Annotated in this window: 25 protein-coding genes; 10 read left to right on the forward strand and 15 right to left on the reverse strand. The window is 67.5% G+C overall.

Annotated elements, in window-relative coordinates; all coding sequences use genetic code 11:
- Window positions 1-24: 24 nt before the first annotated feature.
- The gene (locus tag IU514_RS11145) at window positions 25-264 is read right to left on the reverse strand and encodes a hypothetical protein (protein ID WP_194931201.1); all 240 of its coding nucleotides are present in this window, start codon (window positions 262-264) and stop codon (window positions 25-27) included.
- 158 nt (window positions 265-422) lie between these two features.
- Window positions 423-1,496 (reverse strand): protein kinase family protein, encoded by a 1,074-nt coding sequence (locus tag IU514_RS11150; protein WP_194931202.1) that lies wholly within the window; start codon window positions 1,494-1,496, stop codon window positions 423-425.
- A 417-nt stretch (window positions 1,497-1,913) separates the two neighbouring features.
- Between IU514_RS11150 and IU514_RS11155 the strand changes: the two genes are divergently transcribed.
- The 3 genes from IU514_RS11155 (at window position 1,914) to IU514_RS11165 (ending at window position 4,955) form a co-directional block, all read left to right on the forward strand.
- Entirely contained in the window at window positions 1,914-3,512 is a 1,599-nt protein-coding gene (locus tag IU514_RS11155; protein WP_194931203.1) for a winged helix-turn-helix domain-containing tetratricopeptide repeat protein, read from the forward strand.
- Between the two features lie 73 nt (window positions 3,513-3,585).
- Window positions 3,586-4,497 carry a dienelactone hydrolase family protein gene (locus IU514_RS11160; RefSeq protein WP_194931204.1) on the forward strand — a complete coding sequence of 304 codons (912 nt, stop codon included), beginning with the start codon at window positions 3,586-3,588 and terminating at the stop codon, window positions 4,495-4,497.
- The gene (locus tag IU514_RS11165; RefSeq protein ID WP_228760674.1) at window positions 4,497-4,955 is read left to right on the forward strand and encodes a PaaI family thioesterase; all 459 of its coding nucleotides are present in this window, start codon (window positions 4,497-4,499) and stop codon (window positions 4,953-4,955) included. The genes IU514_RS11160 and IU514_RS11165 overlap by 1 nt, the downstream gene beginning before the upstream one ends.
- Window positions 4,956-5,000: 45 nt before the next feature.
- Here the strand turns inward: IU514_RS11165 and IU514_RS11170 are convergent, their stop codons facing one another.
- Window positions 5,001-6,281, reverse strand: coding sequence for a vanadium-dependent haloperoxidase (locus tag IU514_RS11170; protein ID WP_194931205.1), 1,281 nt, complete (start codon window positions 6,279-6,281; stop codon window positions 5,001-5,003).
- 416 nt (window positions 6,282-6,697) lie between these two features.
- Window positions 6,698-6,907 carry a hypothetical protein gene (locus tag IU514_RS11175; RefSeq protein WP_194931206.1) on the reverse strand — a complete coding sequence of 70 codons (210 nt, stop codon included), beginning with the start codon at window positions 6,905-6,907 and terminating at the stop codon, window positions 6,698-6,700.
- A gap of 169 nt (window positions 6,908-7,076) precedes the next feature.
- On the opposite strand from IU514_RS11175, the gene IU514_RS11180 reads away from it, so the two are divergent.
- The gene (locus IU514_RS11180; RefSeq protein ID WP_194931207.1) at window positions 7,077-7,310 is read left to right on the forward strand and encodes a hypothetical protein; all 234 of its coding nucleotides are present in this window, start codon (window positions 7,077-7,079) and stop codon (window positions 7,308-7,310) included.
- Between the two features lie 76 nt (window positions 7,311-7,386).
- Window positions 7,387-8,778, forward strand: a complete 1,392-nt coding sequence (locus IU514_RS11185) for a pyridoxal phosphate-dependent decarboxylase family protein (RefSeq protein ID WP_194931208.1) — start codon at window positions 7,387-7,389, stop codon at window positions 8,776-8,778.
- 54 nt (window positions 8,779-8,832) lie between these two features.
- Here IU514_RS11185 and IU514_RS11190 read toward each other — a convergent pair whose 3' ends face one another.
- On the reverse strand, window positions 8,833-9,927 hold the full coding sequence (locus IU514_RS11190; protein ID WP_194931209.1) for a tetratricopeptide repeat protein: 1,095 nt from the start codon (window positions 9,925-9,927) through the stop codon (window positions 8,833-8,835).
- Between the two features lie 183 nt (window positions 9,928-10,110).
- Between IU514_RS11190 and IU514_RS11195 the strand changes: the two genes are divergently transcribed.
- Window positions 10,111-10,602 carry a hypothetical protein gene (locus IU514_RS11195; RefSeq protein ID WP_194931210.1) on the forward strand — a complete coding sequence of 164 codons (492 nt, stop codon included), beginning with the start codon at window positions 10,111-10,113 and terminating at the stop codon, window positions 10,600-10,602.
- A 13-nt stretch (window positions 10,603-10,615) separates the two neighbouring features.
- Here the strand turns inward: IU514_RS11195 and IU514_RS11200 are convergent, their stop codons facing one another.
- From IU514_RS11200 to IU514_RS11210, 3 genes are all read right to left on the reverse strand, one after another.
- Window positions 10,616-11,614 (reverse strand): cupin-like domain-containing protein, encoded by a 999-nt coding sequence (locus tag IU514_RS11200; protein WP_194931211.1) that lies wholly within the window; start codon window positions 11,612-11,614, stop codon window positions 10,616-10,618.
- Window positions 11,615-11,736: 122 nt separating this feature from the next.
- On the reverse strand, window positions 11,737-13,659 hold the full coding sequence (locus IU514_RS11205) for a M56 family metallopeptidase (protein ID WP_194931212.1): 1,923 nt from the start codon (window positions 13,657-13,659) through the stop codon (window positions 11,737-11,739).
- Window positions 13,656-14,057 (reverse strand): BlaI/MecI/CopY family transcriptional regulator, encoded by a 402-nt coding sequence (locus IU514_RS11210; RefSeq protein ID WP_194931213.1) that lies wholly within the window; start codon window positions 14,055-14,057, stop codon window positions 13,656-13,658. The genes IU514_RS11205 and IU514_RS11210 overlap by 4 nt, the downstream gene beginning before the upstream one ends.
- A gap of 126 nt (window positions 14,058-14,183) precedes the next feature.
- Here IU514_RS11210 and IU514_RS11215 point away from each other — a divergent pair, with 126 nt between their 5' ends.
- A complete protein-coding gene (locus IU514_RS11215; RefSeq protein ID WP_228760675.1) occupies window positions 14,184-15,422 on the forward strand; it encodes a CapA family protein in 1,239 nt (412 codons plus the stop codon).
- A 41-nt stretch (window positions 15,423-15,463) separates the two neighbouring features.
- On the opposite strand, the gene IU514_RS11220 is transcribed toward IU514_RS11215, so the two are convergent.
- On the reverse strand, window positions 15,464-16,774 hold the full coding sequence (locus IU514_RS11220; RefSeq protein WP_194931214.1) for a hypothetical protein: 1,311 nt from the start codon (window positions 16,772-16,774) through the stop codon (window positions 15,464-15,466).
- Between the two features lie 250 nt (window positions 16,775-17,024).
- On the opposite strand from IU514_RS11220, the gene IU514_RS11225 reads away from it, so the two are divergent.
- A complete protein-coding gene (locus IU514_RS11225; protein WP_194931215.1) occupies window positions 17,025-17,291 on the forward strand; it encodes a DksA/TraR family C4-type zinc finger protein in 267 nt (88 codons plus the stop codon).
- A gap of 45 nt (window positions 17,292-17,336) precedes the next feature.
- Here IU514_RS11225 and IU514_RS11230 read toward each other — a convergent pair whose 3' ends face one another.
- The 6 genes from IU514_RS11230 to IU514_RS11255 all read right to left on the reverse strand — a co-directional run bounded on the left by IU514_RS11230 (window position 17,337) and on the right by IU514_RS11255 (window position 22,762).
- Window positions 17,337-18,323: an NAD-dependent epimerase/dehydratase family protein gene (locus IU514_RS11230; protein ID WP_194931216.1), complete on the reverse strand. Its 987-nt coding sequence runs from the start codon at window positions 18,321-18,323 to the stop codon at window positions 17,337-17,339.
- 60 nt (window positions 18,324-18,383) lie between these two features.
- Window positions 18,384-19,340 (reverse strand): GNAT family N-acetyltransferase, encoded by a 957-nt coding sequence (locus tag IU514_RS11235; RefSeq protein WP_194931217.1) that lies wholly within the window; start codon window positions 19,338-19,340, stop codon window positions 18,384-18,386.
- A gap of 24 nt (window positions 19,341-19,364) precedes the next feature.
- Window positions 19,365-19,985 carry a TetR/AcrR family transcriptional regulator gene (locus tag IU514_RS11240; protein WP_194931218.1) on the reverse strand — a complete coding sequence of 207 codons (621 nt, stop codon included), beginning with the start codon at window positions 19,983-19,985 and terminating at the stop codon, window positions 19,365-19,367.
- Between the two features lie 2 nt (window positions 19,986-19,987).
- Window positions 19,988-20,410: an ester cyclase gene (locus IU514_RS11245; RefSeq protein ID WP_194931219.1), complete on the reverse strand. Its 423-nt coding sequence runs from the start codon at window positions 20,408-20,410 to the stop codon at window positions 19,988-19,990.
- Window positions 20,411-20,545: 135 nt separating this feature from the next.
- A complete protein-coding gene (locus tag IU514_RS11250) occupies window positions 20,546-21,559 on the reverse strand; it encodes an aldo/keto reductase (RefSeq protein WP_194931220.1) in 1,014 nt (337 codons plus the stop codon).
- 30 nt (window positions 21,560-21,589) lie between these two features.
- Window positions 21,590-22,762, reverse strand: a complete 1,173-nt coding sequence (locus tag IU514_RS11255; RefSeq protein WP_228760676.1) for a major royal jelly family protein — start codon at window positions 22,760-22,762, stop codon at window positions 21,590-21,592.
- Window positions 22,763-23,060: 298 nt separating this feature from the next.
- Between IU514_RS11255 and IU514_RS11260 the strand changes: the two genes are divergently transcribed.
- Window positions 23,061-23,420 (forward strand): putative quinol monooxygenase, encoded by a 360-nt coding sequence (locus IU514_RS11260; RefSeq protein WP_228760677.1) that lies wholly within the window; start codon window positions 23,061-23,063, stop codon window positions 23,418-23,420.
- 43 nt (window positions 23,421-23,463) lie between these two features.
- On the forward strand, window positions 23,464-24,324 hold the full coding sequence (locus tag IU514_RS11265) for a VOC family protein (RefSeq protein ID WP_194931221.1): 861 nt from the start codon (window positions 23,464-23,466) through the stop codon (window positions 24,322-24,324).
- The last annotated feature ends 64 nt before the right edge of the window (window positions 24,325-24,388 follow it).

The following is a 24,388-nucleotide window of genomic DNA, read 5'->3' on the forward strand; positions in this document are numbered from 1 at the left end:
CGGAGCCCCCAACGGGCCTGTCGGCTACATCCGCGTGAAGGCGGATTCGTCGGTGTTCCAGGTCACCAGCACTTCATTGCGCCGGCAGATGGGCAGGACCCGTTCGTCCAGCGAATCGAGCACGATCGTCCCTTCGCCGCTCGCGCAGCCGTAGAACTTCAGCCCCATGCTCCTGGATTCCGCGAAGCCGGCCATGGCGGCGGACGCCATCGCCGATGCGAAGGAGAGGCTGAGGAGGAACGAGGCGACTCGAGGTGCGTGCACGGCTCACGCTCATGATGCAGTCATCAAAGTGTACGCGGGCGACGGCTTTGCCCGGCCTCACCCGCTCGGGTGGGAGCGGGCGCTGGTGCCGCGGTTTCTTGCCTGATATAGGATGAACGGCGCCCTGAAGGCGCCTTTCGCGTGTGTCAGCGGCTCGCTTATTGCTGCCTCAGCGGCGTCATCGGCACCGGAATTCCGTACACCGATGCACCCACACCGACACCGCCTTCGCAATTGTTCGGCGGTTGCGTGGACTTTCCGCGCGTGGTCGGGCGTTCGGCCGCCCAGAACATGATCCCCAGCATGCCCGGCGTGGTGCCGGCGCCATTGGGCACGGCGGTCTGCACGAAGCTGCCGGTCTTGTTCTGCAGCGACGTGGCGAAGTTGTTGCACTCCGGCCGGACCTTGGTGTCTCCGGCGAGATAGACCGCGCCGGTGAACTTGGCCGGAGCGAGCGGCGGATACGCCGGCACGTAGTTCGACTTGCCGTCGATATGCTCCTTCCAGCTGGCGATGGCCTTGTCGAACGACGGCTGCCGCGCCGGCACCATCGCATTGGCGTAATCGAGCACGGGCAGGTCGGTGCGCAACCAGTCGGCGGTGGCCTTGCGGCCGATGCCGATCAGCCAGCGGTCGCCGGCCGCCAGGTCGATGGTCAGCCGCGCGGAATGGTTGGCGCCGGTGGCGTCGTAGGGAATGACCGAGCGGTAGGCGTCGATGAACGCCTGCACGCCGGCCAGGTCGGGATCGGTATTCTGCTCGTAGTCGATCTCGACACCGACGCCGAGCTGGGTCGCCATCTGCGCCGCATACAGGCCGAGCAGCGTCGCGTCCTGTGCCATCGCCTGTTCCCAGGCATCGATGTAGGTGATGCCGCCGATGGACACCATCACGCGGATGCCGCGGCTCTTGAAGTAGTTGACGATCTCCGGCGTCATGCCGCGCGGGATGCCGTTGAGCGTGGTCGCATCGGTCGTGCGGTTGAGCAGCTTGAGCGGATGCACGAATGACAACACGACCAGGTTGACGGACGGACGGCCGTCGCCACGATCGATCAGCCAGCGGTTCATCGAGTCGAACTCGGCGACGCTGCGCGCCGCTCCCCACGTGCAGCCGTCGCTGGAGCAGTGCCAGGCCCCGTAGACCTGCATCTGGGTGGCGTGGGCCGGAGCGGGCACCAGCGCGCCCAGGACCGGAAGCAAGCACAGCAACGCGGACGCAAGCCAACGCATAACGCACTCCCCCAAAAGTGGTCATCGAGGCGGTATTACGGGAAAGGCCCGGTGAAGAGGCCGTGTGCGTGCGGGGATGGGCGCGGCCCGACAAAAGTCGGGCCAGCCCCTCGCGGAGCTGGCCCGGCCGTGTCCCGTTCGCGTCGCCGCCTCCGTGTGGCGTGATTCCCGGTGCTTCCCCGGTAAGCACCCGGGCGCCGCGATGCGGACACGTGGAGCGCAGAAGGTGGTGGAGCATCATCGCCAACGCAGCGGTTGTGGCGGGACGGACAGTGCGATGAACGGCCCGATGGGGGATGCCGCGTATCACCCTGCCTGGCTGCGGCGAACGAGGGGCTGGGAGGGCGGGTGATAAAATCCCGCGGCGTCGTTCGGTCGTGCGGCGCACCCTGTACCGCATCCGTGGGAGGGGCAGCCGTGACCCATCCGCAGCCGAGCTATGCCTTCGACCGCTTCCGGTTGCGGACGGCACAGCACGAGCTGCTGTGCGACGGGCAGCCGGTGTCGCTGGAACCCAAGGCGTTCGCGCTGCTCACCGAACTGCTGGCGCGCCGCGGGGAGCTGCTCGGACGCGACGACCTGCTCGACGCGGTCTGGGGGCATCGCTATGTCACTCCCGGCGTGCTGAGCCGTTCGATCGCGCAACTGCGCCGGGCGCTGGGCGACGACTCCGATCACCCGCGTTACATCCAGACGGTGCATGCACTCGGCTATCGCTTCATCGCGCCGGTCACGTGTGCGGGCGATGGCCATGCGATGGACGCGGTTCCCCGGGAGGCGCCGGTGACGCCCCAAGCCGGCGCCGATGCAACCAACGAGTCCTCCGTGTCGCCCGGAGACGGTCTTACCGTTCCGATCGCAGTGCTGCCCTTCGCCAACATGAGTGGCGACCCGGAGCAGGTCTACTTCAGCGACGGCATCACCGAGGACATCATCACCGAGCTTTCGCGCTGGCGGATCCTGGCGGTGCGCTCGCGCGCGGCATCGTTCCGCTACCGCGGCGTGGCGGCCGACATGCGTCAGGTCGCGCGTGAGCTGCATGTGCGCTACATCCTCGAAGGCAGCGTTCGCCGGATGGGCGATCGCATGCGCATCACCGCGCAGCTGGTCGATGCGCAGGACGGCAAGCACGTCTGGGCGGAGAAGTTCGACCGGGACGTGGCCGATGTGTTCGCGGTGCAGGACGAAGTGGTGCGCACCATCGTTGGCACGCTGGTCGGCCGCGTGCAGGCGGTCGGCGCCGAGCAGGCGCGCCGCAAGCCGCCCGCAAGCCTGGCGGCCTACGAGTGCGTCCTGAAGGGCAATGCGCTGCCATGGGCGGAACCGTGGGGCGCCGAGGAGGCGACGCGCATGTTCGAGCGGGCCATCGCACTCGACCCCGGATACGGCTTCGCCCATTCGCTGCTGGCGGCGATGCGTTACGGGGCCTGGTACGAAGCGCCCATAGGCGACGACGCCGCGCTGCAGGAGAGCTACGCGCTGGCCACGCGTGCGCTGGAGCTGGACCCCGACGAGAGCACCTGCCACTCGATCTATGCCCAGCTCTGCCACCTGCGGCAGGAGTACGAGCTGTCGCTGCAGCATGTCCGGCGCGCGGTGGAACTCAACCCGAACAACCAGTGGAACGCCGGCGACATGGGCATGATGCTGAACTACGCCGGCGAGCCCGAGGAAGCGCTGCAATGGTTCCGCCGCGCCCGCGAACTGGACCCGTACTTCGACGTGCCGTGGTACTGGCGCGAGTACGGCCTGGCGTACCTGCTGCTGCATCGCTACGACGAGGCGCTGGCGATGCTGGATCGCATCACCGGGCGCAACTACCGCTACAGCGCGCTCAGGGCCGCGAGCTACGCCCTCCGTGGTGACGACGAGATAGCCCGGATCCACGCCGCCGACTGCCTGGCGCAGCGGCCGGAGTTCACCATCGCGCATTACCTGGCGAAGACGCCTTTCAAGCGCCACCAGGACAGCGACCTCCTCGCCGAAGGCCTGCGGCGGGCCGGGCTGCCGGACTGAGCCCGAGCACGCGAAAGGGAGCGCCGCTTTCGGATAACCTCCGTCCGCACACCTTCAACCGCACGAGGCATCCATGGCCCGGACTCCCCGCAGCAAGGCCAGCGACTTCGATCCCGAAGTGCTGCAGCTTTTCGACAAGTACGTGCACGGCATCATCGATCGTCGCGGTTTCCTGGCCGGTGCTGCGCGGTTCGCGGTCGGCGCGACGGGCGCGGCGGGATTGCTCGCGGCACTGAGCCCGCAGTTCGCGGCCGCCCAGCAGGTCAAGCCCGACGACAAGCGGCTCTCGGCGGGCTACATCGAGTTCGCATCGCCGCAGGGCTACGGCAAGGCCCGCGGCTACCTCGCCAAACCGGCCAAGGCGCGCGGCCCGCTCCCGGTGGTGCTGGTGGTGCACGAGAACCGCGGGCTCAACCCGCACATCGAGGACATCACCCGCAGGCTGGCGCTGGAGAACTTCATCGCGTTCGCCCCCGACGCGTTGTTCCCGTTGGGTGGCTACCCGGGCAACGAGGATGCGGCACGCGAACTGTTCAAGCAGCTCGACCAGGCCAAGACGCGCGAGGATTTCGTCGCCGCGGCGCAGATGCTGCGCGGCATCGAGGGCGGCAACGGGCACCTCGGCGTGATCGGCTTCTGCTACGGCGGCGGCATGGCCAATTTCCTCGCCACGCGCTTGCCCGACGTGGCGGCGGCCGCGCCGTTCTACGGCAGTGCCGCGCCGGTGGAGGACGTGCCGAAGATCAAGGCCGAGCTGCTGGTCGTGCTGGCGGCGAACGACGAGCGCATCAATGCCGGCTGGCCGGCTTACGAGGCGGCACTGAAATCGGCCGGCGTGCGCTATTCGCTGTACCAGCCCGAAGGCACCCAGCACGGTTTCAACAACGACACGACGCCGCGCTACGACGAGGCGGCTGCACGCGAGGCATGGAGCCGGGCGCTGGCGTTGTTCAACCGTACGCTGCGCGGCGGAGCGAAGGGTTGATGGCGGCGATGACTCCCAACCCGGCCTACATCCAGGCACTTCAGGAGCAGGTGCGCTCGGCCCCGTATCCGCACCTGATCGGCATGCGGATCGCGGCGCTGGAGTTCGACAGTTGCCGCATCGAGATGGAACTCGGAGAGCGCCACCTGCAGCCGTTCGGCATCGTGCACGGCGGTGTACTTGCGACGCTGATTGATACAGCCACGTTCTGGGCCGGATTCCTGCGCCTGCCCGAGGACGCGGGGCTGGTCAACGTCGACCTCAAGCTCAATTACCTGAAGTCGGTGACCAAAGGCGGGCTGCGCGCGGAAGGCCGCTGCCTGCGCGCGGGCCGCCAGATCAGCTACACCGAGGCCAGCGTGTTCGACGACGCGGGAGAACTCGTCGCCCATGGCACGTCCACGTTGATGGCGTTGCCGGGCAAGGGCTTGCAGCTGGGGATCAGCAAGTTCCTCTAGGGAAACATCCGCGCGGCGGCCGGAGCCGCCGCGCGTTATACCGGCTCAACGGCCTTTCAACTGCGTGTTGGTGACGAAGCGGCCGACTTTCTCGCTCTGCCGTACCGCGGCCTCGCATCCGCTACGGAAGTGGATGCCGGCATAGACACGTGCCGAAGCACTCTCGGCCGCCGCCTGCGACAGGCTCGTATAGCTGCGCGTGACGCTGGGTGGCAGCGCGGTGGCGGTGAACGTGAAGGGCACTTCGTCGGTGCCGAAGAAGTCGCGCCAGACTTCGGTGGCGGCGCCGACCGTGGAGGGCAGGCCGCACGGATAGTCCGGATACGGCGGCGTGGTCAGGTACGACGACCAGTTCGGATCGCTGTCGGTGTTGGGGTTGCCGTCGTCCGCGTAACGGATCGCCGTCTGCGGACGCCAGAAGTTGTAGCGGAACTTCAGGTGGAACGTCACCACCAGTGCGTCGTTGATTGCGATGTTGGTGAGCGCGAACAGACGGGCGTGCTCCCACAAGTCCAGGCCCATGCCGTTGACGATGGTGCGTGCCACGGCATTGAGGTTGCCGCCACCGCCGGGCCAGAAGCGGGCGATCTGGCTCTCCTCGGAGTCGGGTGCGGCGCCGCGCACGGCCGACGAACCGACCGACTTCACTTCGTTGTAGTCCGCGGTGTAGGTCTTGCCCTTGAGGTTGAAGAAATCGGTCCTGCCGGAGCCGAACTGGGAGTGGCTGCCGAGCGCGAACGGCTTGACGTCGCCCCAGCCACCGAACTGCGGGAACGGTGCGGGCGGTGCCGGGGTCGGCGTTGTCGGTTGGTAGACGCCGCGCCCCGGGGCGAGCGTGTACGGCACGTGCGGGGTTTCCGAGCCGTCCAGCGTGCGCATCTCCACGATCGCGGCAGCCGCGGCGGCACCGGCCGCTTCACCGTCGGCGATGCAGGTCGGGGCCGAGACCGGGCAGGCCGGCAGCGCGGCGATGTAGTTCGAGTAGGCGGTATTGATCGCGGCCGACTGCGACGGCACGGTCGCCAGCAACACGTCCGCGGTGGCGCGGGCGACGGCCGCGTCCGGCGAGGCATTGGGGTTCGCGGCACCGAGCGGCGCATAGGTGCGGTAACGCGGATCGATCGAGTTGAGCGCATCGTGTACGGCGATCTGCGCCATCGCGGCCACGCGGAACTGTTGCGGCGGCCCCCCGGCGGCGACACCGAACTGAGTGGTCAGGGCATTCCAGTCGGTGACGGCATCGGCGAGTGCCGTTCCGGGCAGGGCAAGGGCGATCGCACCGGCCAGCAGGTGATGCGGGACACGGGAGGCGAAGGGCGACTTCATGGTGTTACTCCTTGAGGAGAGGAGCGCGGGAGGCATGCCGCCAGATCGCGGCATGAGCAACGAACGCGCCGCCGATATCGCCTCGGTCAGCGCGAAGCGCCGTTCGTCGTCGCCGATGGGTGATGCCGATCCGCCGCGGGTTCGGTCAAATTCGTGGGGCGCGGCCGAATCAAGGCATCGTGAACGCATCGATCAGGCAGCCGTACCTTCACCCGTCCCCCATCAAGGGGATGGGCCTTCGCGGCGTGGAGCTGCCGCGGGTCTGGGCGGGACTACGAGGCGAGTGCTCGCTGCAGATCGCCCCGAGCGCTCGCACCGATTCGACGTTGCGTGGTTAGGCGATGTGAGCCGGGCCGGACAGCGGTTCCCTGGATGTGTGTTCGGTCATGGCCGGGCGCCCGCACCCCGTCAGGGCCCTAATGCCAGAACCGATACACACTCCGCTGTTCGGCCGGCATCTCGTCGCGCTCCCTGGCAGGAGGCGGGACGAGGATGCCCGCGTGCTCCGCCACCGGCATCGGGACGCACAGGAAATCCTCCAGCACGTCAGGCGATTCGATGACCTCCATGACGACCTCGTGCGCGTCGTGCGCAACAACGTGGTCGTGATGGATCGCGCGGCTCATGGATGCACTATCGGTGCGGACGAATCCGCAGGTAAAGCAACGAACCGTGAATGCCGTGTGCGTTACCTGAACCCTTCAGACACGAGACCGGATGAACAGCGCGGTCCTTCACGGCGATGTTGCCCACTCGCGGTTGTACTCGGCGGGTCTTCGCTTTGAGGAAAGAAGAATGAGGGCAGGGTCGTCGCCGGAACAGATCGATCAGCGGATCCGCATGTTGCTTCGCGAGCTGCCGAGGCTGGTGGGAAATCATCCGCAACCCGACGAACTGGCCTGTGTGCTCAACGCACGCGCCGCCGAAATACTGGTGGACGTGGATGCGGGAGACTACCACGACACCTGCAGGCGCTTGTTCGAAATGCTCGCCGAGCACGGCTACCCCGACCACGATGCCTTGCGCTGATGGTGGCCCGGGCCCGGCTGCCCTACGGCCGCGGGAAAGGGCAAACTGTGCGCCGCGATCGTCCCTGGAGTCCGGAATGAGCCATTCCCCTTTCGGCCCGATGCTCGAGCGGGCCCACGACCATGCCCTGGCCTACCTGCGCGACCTGCCGGACCGGCACGTCGATGCGCGAGTGGACCGGGAGGCCCTGCTGGCGGCGCTGGGTTCGCCGCTTCCTCAGCGTGGCGAACCGGGAGAAGCGGTGTTGGACGTGCTCGCCCGGCAGGCCGAGCGTGGCACCGTGGCCTGCAGTTCGCCGCGCTATTTCGGCTTTGTCATCGGCGGCGCGTATCCGGTGGCATTGGCGGCCGACTGGCTGGTGTCGACCTGGGACCAGAACGCCGGCATTTACGTGATCTCGCCATTGGTGGCGGTGGTCGAGGAAACTGCCGCGCGCTGGCTGCTGGACCTGTTCGACCTGCCGCGCGAATCGGGCGTGGGATTCGTCACCGGCTGCCAGATGGCGAACTTCACCTGTCTCGCCGCGGCCCGCCATGGCGTGCTGCGCAGGATTGGCTGGGACGTGGAAGCCAACGGCCTGTATGGCGCGCCTCGCGTCAACATCGTGGCGTCGGCCGAGTCGCACATCACCATCGACGTGGCGTTGCGCTATCTCGGCTTCGGCACCAAGGCCGTGCGCCGCGTTGAATCCGACGAGCAGGGCCGGATGCGTGCCGACCGGCTCGCCGAAATGATGGCCACGCTTGAGGGGCCGACGATCGTCTGCGCGCAGGCCGGCAACGTGAATACCGGCGCGATCGATCCGCTGCGCGAGATCGGCGCCATCACGCAGAAGCACGGCGCCTGGCTGCATGTCGATGGCGCCTTCGGCCTGTGGGCCCGCGCCAGCCGCGGCCTTCGCGAACTCGCCGATGGCGTCGAGCTCGCCGATTCCTGGGCCACCGATGCGCACAAGTGGCTCAACGTCCCCTATGACTGCGGCGTCGCGATGGTGCGGCACGCCGAAGACCACCGCGCCGCGATGACGTCGACCGCGGCCTATCTGATCCAGACACGCGGCGCCGAGCGCGACGCGGTCGACTGGGTGCCCGAGTTCTCGCGGCGCGCGCGTGGTGTCCCGGTCTACGCCACGCTGCGCGCGCTGGGGCGCGACGGTATCGAGGCACTCATCGAGCGCGGCTGCGACCGGGCGCGCCAGATGGCGAAGATCCTGTCGGCGGAACCGGGTGTTCGCATCCTCAACGACGTGGTGCTGAACCAGGTGCTGGTGCGTTTCGGCGATGACGACGAGACCACGCGCAACGTCATCACCGGTGTGCAGCGCGACGGCACCTGCTGGCTCGGTGGCACCACCTGGCACGGCATGGCGGCGATGCGCATCTCGGTTTCGAACTGGGGCACCACCGAGGACGATGCTGGCGTCAGCGCCGAAGCGATCCTGCGCGTGTTCCGCGGGCTGCGCGGCTGACCGCGGCGATAGCCGCGATTCGAGCGGCAGCCAGCTTGGCAACGCGCGTCATCGTCAGTTGGATGCATGCCTCAGGCGGTCAAGCTCGGCACGGTAGGCGGCACGCGTCGCGCCGTCGCTGAGGGCCAGTGCGCGCGCCAGCGCCTTGGCGGCACGGCGCGGCTCGTCGTTGTGCAGGTAGGCACGGGCGAGCGCGGAATAGAATCGATGTTCGTCCGGATACAACCGGATCGCCCTGCGATAGTGGCGGATCGCCTGCGCGTAGTCACCGGCGCGCTCGTACTGCATCGCCTGCAGCACGTGGTGGAATGGATCCTTGCGTTGCACCCGTTCGAGGCGCTGGCGGTATTCGGCCTCGAGGCGGCGATCGCCGATCCGGTTGGCGAGTCCGGCCATGTTGAACAACGCGCCCGGCTCGTCGGGTTCCAGCGCGAGCGCCCGGTCGTAGGCTTGGCGCGCGCTGACGGCATCGCCCGTCCGCAGGCGGATGACGCCGGCGTTGCTCCAGTGCGGCGCGTAGGCCGGGTCGAGTTCGAGTGCCCTGGTCATCTGCTGCGCCGCGGCCTCGGCCTGGCCGCGCGCAAGCAGTTCGACCGCGAGGTTGTTGTAGTAATGCGACAGCAGCCGGGCGTCGCTAACCGGCACCGGATCGTCGCGGGCGATGACCGAACCCCCCGCGACGTCGACGACATAACCTCGGGCACCGATGCGCACCGCGGCATTGATGTGGTTGTTGCGATAGACGATGTCGGCGTCCTCGCGCCAGGACAGCGTTTCGCGGATCTCCTGCGGGTACGCGTCCAGGCCAACCTCGCGCGCCAGCGCCAGGAACAGCATGGTGAAGGCGAGGCAATTGGCGGTGCGGGTGGCATAGGCCTGTTCGACCGCGTAGGTCGCGTCTTCCCGGTAGTCCATGCCCAGCCCGCTTTGCGCGTCGAACATGAAGTGGGCGAGGCGCTCCAGGCGCTGCGTCTGCGAAGGTGCGCCCTTGAGGACTTCGCGATGCACGCGCTCCCGCAGCTCCGGCGGCAACGCCATCACCTGCGCTGGTGGCGCGGCCACCGCGACGGCGTCCGGTCCGGGCGCCGGTGCAGGCGTCGTAGCGGGCGCCGAGGCCGCCAGCGCCAGGGCGATCAACCAGGTGAACATCCGCAAACCCCTCGCCGCCGGGGCGGCAGGACGGGTTGCCGTCAGTGTAGTCCCACCGAAGCGCGGTGGCGTGCAGGCGGCGCGCCGGCGGCGGCAGGATGCCCGATACTCGGCGGCGCCGGGCGGTGGGTCCGGTTTGAGCATTGCCACGAAATCACCGCCACAAACCGGGGAGTTGGAACCATGTCCGACATCGATCGCGCGTCCCTGCCGTCCACCGCCTGGCTGCAGGTCCTGCTGGGTGGGCTCCTCGTTGCCATCGGCGACATCGTGTTCGCCACGACGGTGTGGTTTTCGTGGACGCAGGAGGGACTGGTCCGCGTGTTCCAGACCATTGCCGTCGGCGTGCTGGGCAAGGCCAGTTTCGACGGAGGCGCCGCTTCGGCCTGGCTTGGCGCGGGCCTGCACCTGTCCATGGCCACGCTGTTCGTCGTCGCGTACACGCTGGCGGCGCGGCGCGCTCCGTCGCTGCTGCGGCGGCTGTGGGTGCTTGGGCCGCTGTACGGCGTGCTGCTCTACGTGGTGATGAACTTCGTGGTGATGCCGCTCTCGCGGGTGGGACGGTCGCCGTCGTTCGCGCACCTGGACTGGATCACGCTGAGCGTGATCGCGCACATGGTGTTCGGCGTGATCTGCGTGCTGTTCGCGCGGCGGGCGTTGCAGCGCCCGGCATGAAGTAGCGGGGCGGCTACTTTCCGGCCAACTGCCGGAGCCGGGCCAGGGTCTCCACCGTCGGCGGTCCGAGCACGCCGCGGCGTTCGGCGGGTATGTGGCTCGCGGCGTCCTCGTCGGCGAATACGTAGTGGTCCAGCAGCGTCTTCCACGCGTCTCGTTCCGCTCGCGGCAACGAGCGGTACGCGAGGATGCAGTGCATCAGCGCGTCGAGGCCCGGCTCGACGGCATGGCCGGCAACGATCGCGGGGCGCCACCAGTAATTGACCAGTGCGTTGAGTCGTTCCAGCGACTCGACGTGGTGCCACCACACTGGCGGGATGTAGATCGCATCGCCGGGTTCGAGTTCGGCGACCTGCGCGTGGGCGAGGGCGTCCTTCAGGCGCGGATAGCGGGGATCGTCCACCGCATCGAGCGGCGCAAGGCTGATCGCTGCAGCCGTCGGCGCGAAGTCGAGCGGTCCCACGTAGAGGTTGCGCACCTGCTCCGGCGGAAACAGCGTGAAGCGCCGGCGTCCGCAGGCGACGACGGCCAGGTTGTGCGAACTGTCGAAGTGCGCGGGCGTGGTGACGCGGTTGCCCATCCACAGGCGAGGCTGCACGGACGGGTCGAAGAACGGGATCGAGTGCGCTTCGATCAGGCCGGGCAGGCTGGTGGCGATCAGCGCGCTCTGCATCGCCAGGCCGGGCGTGTCGCCGTCCTGCCGGCTGTAGGCAGCCAGGCGCTGCAGGACCTGCGTCACGGTGACGCGGAAGTGCTTGTAGTTGAAACCGTCCATGGCCGTGTTGTAGCCGACGAGGCCTTGCGCCTCGGGCGGCATCAGCAGCGCGTCGACCGGCGTTCCGTTGTCGTGGGCGAGGAGACCTTGCGCGAACGCCGTGTCGGACTGCCGGGCCAGCTTGACGATGGGCCAGTCGCGGCACAGGCCGCGCAGCACCCGGGGACGTCCGCCCTCGACGATCTGTTGCAGCAGGTTCGTGCTGTCGAGCGGGAGTTCCCCGATGGCGGTGGGCATGCGCGTGTGGAGCCGGTAAGTGCGTTTGCCGATCCTAACCGGGTGGGCGCCGGCTGCGTGCAGGAAAACGAAAGGCCCGCCGGGTGGCGGGCCTTCCGGTGCATGTCATGCAAAGCAACGCATCATTGGCGGGTGCGGCCCGGTGCGGGCAGGGCAAGCCCCTTGGCCAGCGCCTCGTCGATCAGCTTCTGGGTTTCGCGCTCGGCCTGATCCGACAGTTTGTCCATCTGTTCGCCCAGGGCGTCCATCTGTTTGCCCAATGCGTCCATCGGCTTGCTGGCTTCGTCCATCTGCCTGCTCAATGCATCCATTGGCTCCGACTGCTTGTCCATGCGCCGGGCTTCGGCATCCATCAGCTCTCCTTCGTGCTCGAACTGGCGGCCAATCGCCTCCTGCTGATCGGCGAGCGCTTCCATCTGGCGTTCCAGTTCCTTGTACTGGGCCTGGTCGGCCTTGACGAGAGCCGCGGTCACCTTCACCTGTTGCTCGCTCAGCTTCGTCTGCTGCTGACCAAGGGCATCCATGCGCTTGGAGATCTCCTCCATGGCGGCGCTGGAGGTGTACTGCGTCGACAACTTCTCCATCTGCTCGCCGAGCGCCTCCATCTTGTCGCCGTGCACTTCCATCTGATCGCCGAGCGCATCCATCTGCGCGCTGAGCTTGTCGGTCTCACGCCACGCAGAGTGCGCGCGCGACACGATGGACGGATCGACGACGACGTAGGCCTTGTCGTCGCGGCGGAACCAGAGGAAATCATCCGACAGGCTGCGCTGCGCGTTGCGGATGGCATCGATGTCCTTCGACGAGCCATGCATCGTAAAGCCGTCCTGGCCCTTGCGGACGAGGCCATAGGCCTGGCGCGGCGCCTTGTCGTCGCTGAGGCGGATAGTGCTTGAATCCCTCACCGTCACGGCCTTCGCTGCTGGCTGCGCGGCGTTCGCGGTCTTTGCTTGGGCTGCAGGCTGCGCGGCCGCGGCGCTCGTGGCCTTGGCGGCCGGGGTCGCCTGGACTGCGGGCGTCACGACCTCAGGCTTGGTGATCTGCGCATGGGCGTAGAAGGCGACGCATGCGGCGGCCAGGCCGATCAGCGGGAAGGCGAGGCGTCCATCGCGGCTGCGTGCGGGACGGACGAGCTGTTCGATACGGGACATGAGGTGGCCTCCGTGGGCGGCTTGCGCGAGGTGGAATGACGGCTGTGGATGCGACTGCGAGAGCAGGTCGGACAGTTCGGAGAGGGCCAGCGCGAGGCGGCGCGGTTCGCCGGTCGCTTCGGCGGCGAGGCGGTCGGCGATGTGTTCGCGTTCGTCGCGGATCCGGCGCGACAGCCACCACGTCACGGGGTGGTAGAACAGCAGCGCCTCGACCACGCCCTGCAGCAGGTTGACCAGGTAGTCGTGGCGTCGGATATGCGCCAGCTCGTGGGCGAGCAGGGCTTCGATCAGGTCGGTGGGCATGCGCGTCAGCAAAGCGGTGGGTAGCAGCACCACCGGTCGCCACCAGCCCGCCGACGCCGGCGAGTCGATCGCGTCGACGAGTTGCAGCGCGACCGGACGGCGGATGCCGAAGCGCTGGCAGAGGGCATCCAGCCGCGCCTGCCAGGCGGCCTGCATCGGGCCTTGCGGGGTTGCACGCAGGCGGCGGATCCAGGCCACGCCCATCGCCATGCGCAGCGACAGAGCGCATGCACCGGCGGCCCACATCGCGACGATCCACGGCAGGCTGTCTTCGATGCGCGGCGACCAGGTTTCGATTTGCATCATCGGCGCCGCCGCGGTCGTCTCGAAGCTGGTCACGCCCGCGGCCGAAAGCAGCATCGGCGACTCAGCCACTGTGGACTGGCCCAACTGCGCCACCACGCTGGCCAGCGGCACGAGCAGGCAGGCCAGCAGCGCGATGCACGCCACCGCGTAACGCTTCTGTGGACGCGCGTTGCGCAGGCATTGCAGCGCGACCGCCGCGAGCAGTCCGATCAGCGCGCCCTGCCAGAGGAAGTGCAGCAGCGCACGGCCGAGCACCTGGACCAGTTCCGGCATCAGTCCATTCATCGCGGTTCTCCCTTGCCGGCGTCCTGCTTCAGGAGCTGGCGGATCTCGTCGCGTTCCTTGTCGGTGACGTGGCTGCTCAGCGCGGCCAGCACCAGGTCCTTGCCGGAACCGGAGAAGGCCTTCTGGATCAGGTCGCGCAGCAGGTTGGTCTGCAACGCGTCCTGTGCATGCGCGGCGGCATAGACGTGCGAGCGCTGGCTTTCGTCGCGGATCAGCAAGCCCTTGCCGTGCATCACCTGCATCAGCCGCAGCACGTTGGCGTAGGCCAGGTCGGGGACCTCGGCCAGTCGGGCGTGATGCACGTCCTTCACCGTCGACGGCCCCAGCTTCCAGATCACCCGCAGCAGGTCGAGTTCGGCGGCGGTGGGCTTGGGCGGCTTGGCGGGTTTCCTGGACATTGCGGCTACCGGGACGGGCTTGGTGAGCATGCTGGAACAAGTAGACGCGTTTGTCTAGACCATTTTGTCTAGGCCGTAAGTCATGGGTCGGCCTCGGCTCATACGGCCGGGGCTAGCATCTGCGTCATGCAGGACCGCAGATGCTTTCTGCGTTGCTCGGGCGGCATCGTGCTCGGTGCGATGGCCGGGATGGCGGGCGCGTCGATGCTGGCTGCTGCTTCGCCCGGCGCGGTAAGCGAGCCCAGGCCCGCGGCCGGCGCGAGGCAACCCATCCGCTTGTTCCTGTGCGGCGACGTGATGCTCGGGCGTGGAATCGACCAGATCCTGCCGTATCCGTCGGACCCCGCCCTGCATGAGGCCTTCGTGCGCGACGCGCGGGACGATCTCGAACTGGCCCTGCGAACCGGCGCGGAGATTCCGGTTCCGGCGCAGTTCGACTACGTCTGGGGCGACGCGCTGGAAGTGCTCGCGTCGAGGCGCCCGCAACTGCGCATCATCAATCTCGAAACCAGCATCACGCGCAGCGACCGGCCGTGGCCAAAGGGCATCCAGTACCGCATGCACCCACGCAATGCGCCGTGCCTGACGGCGGCGCGCATCGATTGCTGCGTGCTGGCCAACAACCACGTGCTCGACTGGTCGCGCGAAGGGTTGCTGGAAACGCTACGGACACTGCGTCGCCTGCGCATCGCAACGGCGGGTGCGGGCGCCGACGGCGAATCGGCCCGCGCGCCTGCCGAGCTGCCGTTGGGCGACGGCGCGCGATTGCTGGTGTTCGCCGCCGCGACGGGGGACTCGGGCGTACCGGAAGCCTGGGCTGCGGACGACAGACGCCCAGGCATCTGGCGTCTGTCCGACCTTTCGGACGCGACGGTGTCGTCGATCGCCGCCGAGGTGGCGCGCCACCGGCAGCCGCTGGATCGCGTGGTGATGTCCCTGCATTGGGGCGACAACTGGGGCTATGACCTGGCGCCCGGACAACGCGTGTTTGCGCACGCGCTCATCGACCAGGCAGGCGTCGATCTCGTGCACGGCCATTCATCGCACCATCCGCGCACGCTCGAGGTGCACAACGGACGACTGGTCCTCTATGGCTGCGGCGACTTTCTCAACGACTACGAGGGCATCCGCGGCCACGAGGCATTCCGCGGCGAGCTGGGCGCGATGTACTTCCCGCAGCTCGATGCCACGAGCGGTGCTTTGCTTGGAATCGAACTGGTGCCGACGCGGGTGCAGCGTTTCCGCATCAATCGCGTGGGAGACGAGGATCGCCGCTGGCTGCTGGCGATGCTGCAGCGCGAGTACGGCCGCTTTGGCGCGCGCGTGTCGCCGCTGCCCGGCGGCGGTTTCGCGGTGTCGTGGTGACGACGCGGGACGGAGCCGGACTCCGTCCCGCCACGTCCGCATCAGGGACGCTCGAACACCAGTTCGGTCGAGTACTGCGTATCGCCTGCCAGGTCGGGGTCGTAGCTCATGCCCGGACCGGGCAGCACGGTCACGGCGATCGTGGCGCGGCCGTTGCTGCCGAAGCGCAGGCGTGCGGGGCCCGATGCCAGGTTGAGGACCGCATCGCCCGAGCCGTTGCCGACGGTCTGCACGACCGATCGCGCCGGCCCCTGTGTGCCGGACTTGAACGAGACATTGAGCTCGATCGGATCGGACGGGCCACGAACCACCGTGATGTAGGCGCTGCCGAGCATCTGCGCATCGACGCGGATGGACGTCTTGGACGAGCCGCTTCCGCGGGTGTGGATGCGCGGCGACACCTCGGCCAGCACGGCGCCATCGGTGAAGAAGCCCATCGTTCCGGCACGGCTGCCGGTATACCAGCGTGCGCGGCTGAATCCGACGATGGAGTCGAAGAATGTCGTGCCTTCCTCGCCGAGCAGTTCATCGAGCGCATCGACGAAGTCGGGTTCGTTCTTGGTTGGATCGGTCTCCGCACCCGGCGGGTTGATGCTCAGCAGCCACATCTCGTTGGTGAAGCCGAGCCCGTTGTTGAAATGGCGGCGACTCACGTAGTCGAAGTACAGCGCACCGCCGTACATGGACCAGGTGCGGAACGCGTCGTCGCGGAACGGGCTCCAGTCGGGCCGGGCCTGGAAGTCAGCCCAGGCGAACGACAGGCGCGCGAAGCCATAGCGTCGCGCCTCCCAGAACGTCGCATCGGCCTCGAAGATCGGGAAGTCCTCCCACCAGTCGGTGGCCGCCTGGTGACTGGCATGACGGAACTCGTGGTAGATGTTCGCGCGACGTTCCTCGAAGGTAGCGCCGTACTTGCCCCAGGGATCGAGCACGATATAGGTCGCGGCGTCGTCCCACCACGTAGCGTCGTTGCCCGTCACCGAGTCGACGTAGAGCGTGTCGATCCCACGCCACAGATACACATCGAGCTTGCCATTGGGCGGCGCGATGCCGTTGTCGCTGAGCGGCGGCAGCGCATGGTTGACGACGATCTGGTGTTGCCAGGCGCCTTCGAGGTGGCCGAGCACTTCGACCGCCATCGCCAGGTCGCCGGCGTCGGTGTAGTGGACGACGAAATGGTCGGACTGGTTCGGCGCCTGGTCGCCGATGGCATAGGGCCAGTATTGCGGCGTCTGCCAGGGTGTCGTGTTCTTCGGTACCGCTGGTTTGGCGGCCTGCGCGACGGCCGGAACGGCCAGAACGAGCGCCAACAGAATCGGCGCGCACAGGATGGGCATCAACCGTCGTGTCATGACTGCTTTCTCCCCGGAAGGAAAAACCATGGACGAACATCGATCGCATCGGATGGCGCCCGAATCCCCCGACCGGGCACAGCAAGCGTAGGAGAACCGGCGGCGCGAGGTGTGCGCTATGCGCGCGCAGGCCGGCCATCGCGCGGATCGCGGATGAATGGTGGAAAGCAGGCGGACCGCCGGTCCCTGACGCCGGATTCAGGCGCGCGGCGTTATCCTCGCCGCCTCATCCATGAGTGGGAGACACGCCATGGCGACCGGTTGGGCCGGCGACGGCGCCGTACAGGACCAGATCGACGCGACCGTCAAGGACGCGATCAAGCGGGCGCGCAGCCAGTTGCCGCAGGGCCCGGGCCTGACGCATTGCGAGGAATGCGAGGCCGCGATTCCCGAGGCGCGGCGCAAGGCCTTGCCCGGCGTACGCCTGTGCGTGAACTGCCAGGAAGCGCACGACCGTGAGGAGTCGGCGCACAGCGGCTACAACCGCCGCGGCAGCAAGGACAGCCAGCTGCGCTGAGCGCGGAGCGGCTTCGAACTGAGCGTCGTGCAGCTTGGCCGCGCCTCAGCTCTCCACCGGATAGAGGCCGTCGGCATAGGCGCCGGCGTGATAACCCTTGGTGCCGATCGACTGCGCCAGTGGACTGCGCGGGTCTTCATCCGCGCGCAGCCGTTCCAGTACATGGGAAAAGTCGTAGCGCGGCTTCCAGCCCAATGCCTCGCGGGCGCGGGTGTTGTCGTAGACGCGCTCGATGCCGGGGAACATGCGCCAGCCGCGGCGGGCGTATTCCGCCTCATAGCCGGGGACGCGGCGCGCAACGACGGCCGGAGCATGCGCGCGCAGTTCCGCCAGGTCCTCAGGCGTGAACGGCGTGGTGGCGCTGAGGATGTACCGGCCGAACCCGATTAGCGGCGCGCGCTCGACCGCCAGCAGGTGCGCTTCGACGATGTCCTGCACGTCTGCACGGCGGTACAGGAATTCGTTGGCCTTGAGGTTGGCGTCGACGAATGCATTGCGCTTCGCCGGGCTGTCGTCGGGCTCCGGGAAGAAGCGCGAGGTGCGCAGCACCAGGCACGGCATGCGCTGGTTGCGATGGAACAGCCGGCACAGGTCCTCGGCGGCAAGCTTGGTCGCGCCGTAGATGTTCTTCACCACCGGCACGACGTCCTCGTCGATCCACACTGCCGGTTCGCCATCGGCGGGCGTCAGCGCATCGCCATAGGCGCTGGTCGTGCTCGTGTACACGAACGCGGCAACGCCATGGGACGCTGCGGCTTCGAGCAGGTTCAGCGTGCCGGTGATGTTGGTGTCGATGAAGTCCTGCCTCGAGTGCGTGGCCACATGCGGCTTGTGCAGCGTCGCGGTGTGCACGACGGCGTGCACGCCTGCCATGGCGCGCTCAACGAAGGACGAGTCGGCGATCGAGCCGACATGGTCGGTGAAGGGCGAGGGCACCAGATCGAGTCCAACCGCCGGGCGGCCCTGCGCGCGCAGCGTCCGCATCAGTGCTTCGCCGAGATGGCCGGCGCTGCCGGTGACCAGGATGTGCATGGGGGACGGTCTTCCGGTTGGGTTCAACCGGATTCTAGCGTTGGATGGCCACCAAGGCCGTCAACGCCAGTCGTCGATGACGAAACGGTCGGGCAGGTTGTAGCCGGGCGCATTGCCTTTCAGCATCGCGACGCCCTGCAACTGCGTCTTGAAGCCGCGTGCCAGCATCTGCCGGTAGGCCTCGAAGCGCGACGTGTTGACGCCCGCGAGCAGACGGGTCGCGCCATGTTGGCTGGCGAGCGATTCGCAGGCGAGCAGCAGGCGATCGAAGTGCCTGGCGGCATCTGCGCCGGGTCGCGCCGCGCCGAACTTCACGTACGCGCAGTCGCTGCCGGCTTCGCTGCCCTTGCCGATGTGGCAGACCGCGAACGCGACCAGGTCGGCACCGTCAAGGACCAGCACCGTGTCGCCCAGCCGTTGCCTGGCAGCCGACTCGATCTCGATGGTGAGGTCGAGCCCTGGGTACACGGCATCTGCAAGTGCATGGCACGCCGACAGGGCAGCGGCGCGTTGGTCGTCCGCGAGACCCGAGTACGACTGCCAACGTCCGGCAGATGGCTGGGGCTCGACGGCCTTGCTCATCACGGCCGTCAGTTGCTGCGGCCAGTAGTCGTACTTCTGGTAGAGCCCGACATGCTTTGCGCTGTGCGGGAAAGTGAACAGTGCCGTCTGGCGCGTACCGCGGCGCTCGAACATCGCGACGGTTTCGGCGAGCAGGAGCCGCGCGACGCCGCGGTCCCAGTAGTCGGGATGCACGGTGAGCGGCCCGAAGAAGCCGAAGCTGCCCCAATGGGCGGCGAAGTTGGACCCGATGAGGACGCCGTTGGCATAGGCGCCGAGCGCGGCGTGGGGTGCCGCATGCCAGCGCGTGGTGACGAGGTCGGCGTCGTCGGCGAAGGCCATCGGATCGGGCAGTCCAAGGAACGTGCCGAAGGCCAGGCGGAAGATGCGGTCGGCTTCCGGCAGGTCGCCCTGGCCAAGCGGGCCGATGTCGATGTGCGTGCGCTCGATGTTCATGTCCAGGGCTCCATGCAAACGCGTTCAGTCGCGGGTCTGTGGCCTGCGTGCCGCATCCACCAGCGCTCGGATCGCCCAGCGCCGCACCTTGCGCGCTTCGGCGTCGTCGAGCTGCAGGACGTCCTTGCATACCACCATCGACTCGGTGCCGATGATGATGGCCAGCGCCTGCGTCAGCGTCCTGAGCGAAGCCGGCGTGAACTGCTTCCGCGCGGGATCGAGCGCAGCCTCGATCAGCGGCGTGCGCCGGTTCTGGCGCGCGGGCAGGGCATCGCTGCTGGCGCCGTCGAGGCGCTGCTGCAGCGTGTGGATCAGCATGGTGCGCAACTGTGCTTCGTTCGCTTCGATCACGCCGTGGATCGCGCCATCGACCCGCTCCACGCGCGCTACCGGGTCGGCCGGCGCATGCGCATCGAACAGGGTGTCGGCTTCGGGCACGGCGACGTCGAGCGCCGCTTCCAGCAGCAACGCATCGACGTTGGCGAAATAGCGGTAGGCCGTCGCGCGCGAAACCAGCGCTTCCTCGGCGATGTCCTCAAGGGTCGGTCTGCGGCCCAGCCGGACCAGTCGGCTGGCGGCCTGCAGCAGGTCCTTGCGCGTGCGCTGGCGCTGGCGCGGACGTCCAGGCCTGGTGGCGGCATCCATAGTCAGTCCTGCGGCAGTTGGCGAATGATCGAGGCGAGATCGAGCCAGACGTTCTCGCGGCGGATGTCGCCGTTTCCGGCGAACTCGACCACGTGGAGCAGGCGGAACTCCAGCGGGCGATCGCGGCCCTCCAGTCCGAACGGACGGCCCGGCGCGCGCCCGCGCCACAGCGATTCGTCGACGAGGAAGTCCGCGCCGTACAGGCGCCGCAGTGTCTGCACCTGGCCGTCGGCGAGGTCGGCGAACAGGTGTTCGTAGAAGCCGCGCGCGCCATCGCGGCCGAGGGTCGGTCCGGTCGGCACGCCGACGATGTCGTGCTCGACATCGCTGGTGAGCGTGGCCAGCACGCCTTCGACGTCGTCGCGGGCTTCGTAGCCGAAGTGCTCGTCGATCTTCCGATCCATGTCGGCGCGGGACAGGGCCATGGCCATCTCCGGAGCGTGGGATTGATCGAACAGTAATGAGACTAAAGTCTCAAAGAAAGATCAGTTTCGCACAATCCGACGAGCGGCAACTGGCCTCGATTCGACGCGTAGACGGCGCATGCGCTGTTCCTGAGCTCAGGCGTCGGATGGCAGCGGCGCTTCAGGGTGGACCAGCCCGGCGCTGCGCAATTCGCGCCAGAAATCCGCGGGAATCGCCTCATGCAGGGCAGCCCGGTCCTCCCCGATCCGGCTGGGCTTGCTGGCACCGGGGATGACCGCTGCCACGGCCGGGTTGGCCAGGGCGAACTGCAGGCCGGCGGCCTTCATGCTGATGCCATGGCGGTCCGCGATGGCCTTGATGCGGGCGACTTTGTCGAGGATCTCAGGCTTCGCCGGGGCGTACTCGAAGTTGGGGCCGCCGACCAGCGCGCCGGAGCTGTACGGTCCACCGACCACGATGCCGAGTCCCCGTTCGGCGACCTTCGGCATCACCCGCTGCAGGGCACGTGCGTGGTCGAGCAACGTATAGCGGCCCGCGAGCAGGAAGCCATCGGGACGCGGACCTTGCAGGTCGAGCAGCAGTTCGATCGGTTCGACGCGGTTGACGCCCAGCCCCCAGGCTCGAATCGTTCCCTCGTCGCGCAAACGGTCCAATGCCTTGAACGCGCCTTTGCGCGCGCTCTCGAACATCGCCAGCCATTCGTCTCCGTAGAAGTCCTGCGCCACGTCGTGCACCCAGACGATCTCGATGCGATCGGTCTTCAGGCGCTTCAGGCTGTCCTCGATCGAGCGCAGCGTGGCGTCACGCGAGTAATCGTTGACGATCTTGTTGGGACGCCCGTACTTGAACACGTCTCCCTTCTCGCCGAGGTCACGGCTGCTGACGTCCTCGACTTCATCCAGGACCAGCCGGCCGACCTTGGTGCTGATGACATATTCATCGCGCGGTTTTCCGGCGAGGGCGTCTCCCATGCGGATTTCGGCCAGGCCCGCGCCATAGAAGGGCGCGTTGTCGAAATAGCGGATGCCGTCGTTCCAGGCCGTATCCAGGGTCGCCCGCGCCTCCGCCTCGGGAATGTCGCGGAACATGTTGCCCAGCGGTGCCGTACCGAAACCGAGCTTGCCGGGTATCAGGTCCTTCAGAGCCATGGGGAACTCCTGGTTGGGAAGGGGCGCCGTTCAACGCCCAGGTTGCCCGCGTGTTCCGGTCCACACGCGCGCAATCAGGTAAGGCGGCTGCCCGCGGTCTTCGGCACCGGTAAATATCGGATTGCGGTGCAGCTGGTTGATCGCCACGTACAACCACGAGTCCTGGCCGAAGTGCGCATTGTCTGCCCACAGAAAGCGCGGATCCCTCACCAGCGGCTGCAGCTTGCCGTCACGGGTCAGCAGGTCGATGCCGTTGTCCGGCAGGTTGGTGATGAAGTGGTTGCCTTCGGCATCGGTGGCCGCTCCGTCCGAAAGCGGCTTGGGCCCGACGCGGGCAATACCGCTTCCTATCGTGGCGTCTGGTGCACCATCGCGGAACAGGCGCGCGGGCACCGAGAACCAGCTGGTCCCGTTCATCGAGCCGTAGTACAGCGTCTCGCCATCGGCGGACAGCGTGATCGGGTTGATGCCCACGCGCGCCGGACCCATGCGGCCGTCCGCACCGGGGAACAGCAACGGCTTGCCTTCCACGACCAGTTCCACATCCTCGGCCTGCAGCGAGGGATGCCCGCTGAAACGCCGCGCAGTTCCCTTGTTCGTGTCGACCACGACGATGGCCGGATCGGGTCCGCAGTCGGCCACGTAGACGAAACCGCGTTCGCCGTCCACGGCCAGGTCCTGCAGGATCTGGCCGGCGGGCGCGGAGACTTTGTCAAAGTCGTGGCGATAGGCCAGCTTGCGCGAATGGATGTCGAAGGCCAGCAGCTTGGGGGGCTGCGGTTTTTCCATCCAGTTGCCGTGGTCGATCACCCACAAGCGGTCGCGACTGTCGATGACGACGCCGTGCGGGGTGTTCAGCACATCCTTGCCCGAGCCGGGCTTTGCGTTCCATGCCTGGTCGGGGAAGGGGACGTAGGCATTCCGCCCCGTTACCTCGATGAGCTGTACGGGGCCGCGTCGCATGCCGTGGATGCTCGCGAACACGCGGCCATCGCGCGAGGCGGTGACGTTGCCTGGCGTGATGTCGAGTTCGGCCACGACCTCGACCTGGCCGACCGTTGGGGCTGCGCCTTGCGGTGTGGCCGGCGTCGCAGCCGCAGTGCTCGCGGCCTCGCGGCCACTCGATACGCTCGCGGCATCCTGCGACGTACACGCCGTCAGCGCGGCCAGGGCCGCCAGCATCAGCAATGGAGCGGGCTTCATCGCATGTCTCCCGTCTGTCGCCCATGAGGCGAGCGCGGCCGCACGCCAGCGGGCGTTGAACATCACCATCGGCAGAAAGGGTAAGTCCGATGGCGGCGCGCGCGCGGCCCGCTAACCAGAATTCACGATTCTTAACTTCTCATGTGGCACGGCCCGGGCGATAAACGAGCGAGCCCCTCATGGCTCGTCCGGCGCGGAGGACGCAACAGGCCGTGACTGCTGCAGATTCCAGGCAGGTCTCCTGCGGCGCCCCTCACGCGCCTTGGCAATGCGCGTCCGTGGCCGGGGGCCGTGTGCCATGAAACTCGAAGACTGGTTTGCGGGAGTGCATATCGTGGAAGCGCGCGCAAAGATCCTGGCGATCCTGACCGCCAGGCCGGGACAGGAGTCGATGCTGGAGACGCTGCTGCGCGGCATGGTGGCCCCGAGCCGGCAGGAGCCTGGCAACCTGCGCTGGGACATCTGGCGCGATCCCGCACGGCCGGGACGATTCGTCCTCGACGAGCTGTATCAGGACGAGACCGCCGTTGCCGCGCACCGGGCCACGGCGCACTTCAAGCATTACCTGTCCATGGTCGACACGCTCGCCGAGAGACAGGCGTATGTCGTGCTCCCTGTCGTCGTCGCCGACCTGGTGCCTGACAAGCAGGGAGCCTGACGCGGCGACGCGGGACATCGACTGGCATTCGCGGAATACCGACATGCAAGAACGCGAGCAAAATTCCGAAGTCGATCCAGGGCGTCGCGAGATGCTGCGCGCGACGGGTACCACGGTAGTCGCAGGACTGGCTGCTGCGGCATTGCCGGGTGCGCTGTCGGCGGCTGCACAAGGCGGCGGTCCAGCGCCTGCGGCGCGGCTTGCGCCGGGTTCCATCGGCGCACGCCTGCAGGGCGTGCAACATTTTGGCGTGACCGTGCAGAACATGGATCGGGCGTTCGAGTTCTACACCGAGGTCCTGGGCGGCACGGAGGTCATGCGCGACGGGGACTTCCAAGGGGAACGCATCCACAACACCTTGTTGACCGACGAGGAGATCGTCGCGCGCGAGCGCAAGGTCAACCCGCGCACGCGCGGTATTCCGGACCTGCGTGGAGGATCGCAGCGTCTCGATGTGCGCTTCATCCAGTTCGACAACGTCGTCATCGAACTGTTGCAGTACCGCGACGCCGAGCAGCCGATGGGTCGCGGCAACAGTTTCGCGGAACCGCGGGACCACATGAGCCCCGCCTATCCGCGTTCGATGCATATCTGCTTCTACCTTCGCGACGATGTCGACTTCAACGCCTTTATCCGCGACCTGGAAGCCGAGTCGGCCCGGCGCGGCATGACCCAGGTGAAGGCAAACCGGGTCATCACGGTGACCAGCGAACAGCAACGTCAGGCAGCACCGCTGGAGGCGAACTCCAACAGGATCACGCAGGGCCAGTCGGACGGCTGGTCGCTGATCTACTGCAAGGGTCCGGAGGGCGAGCAACTGGAGTTCGTGCAGGCCCTGGGTCCGGTCAAGCGGACCTTCCAGAATGCCTTCCAGGCCCGTCAGCGGATCATCTCCGGCACGTAATCCACGGTGCAGGCGGTGGCCGCGATCACGCAGCCGCTGATCTGGATTCGGAAATATTCCATCC

This window comes from Lysobacter niastensis (assembly GCF_015453285.1).
Classification (GTDB): Bacteria; Pseudomonadota; Gammaproteobacteria; order Xanthomonadales; family Xanthomonadaceae; genus Lysobacter_J; species Lysobacter_J niastensis.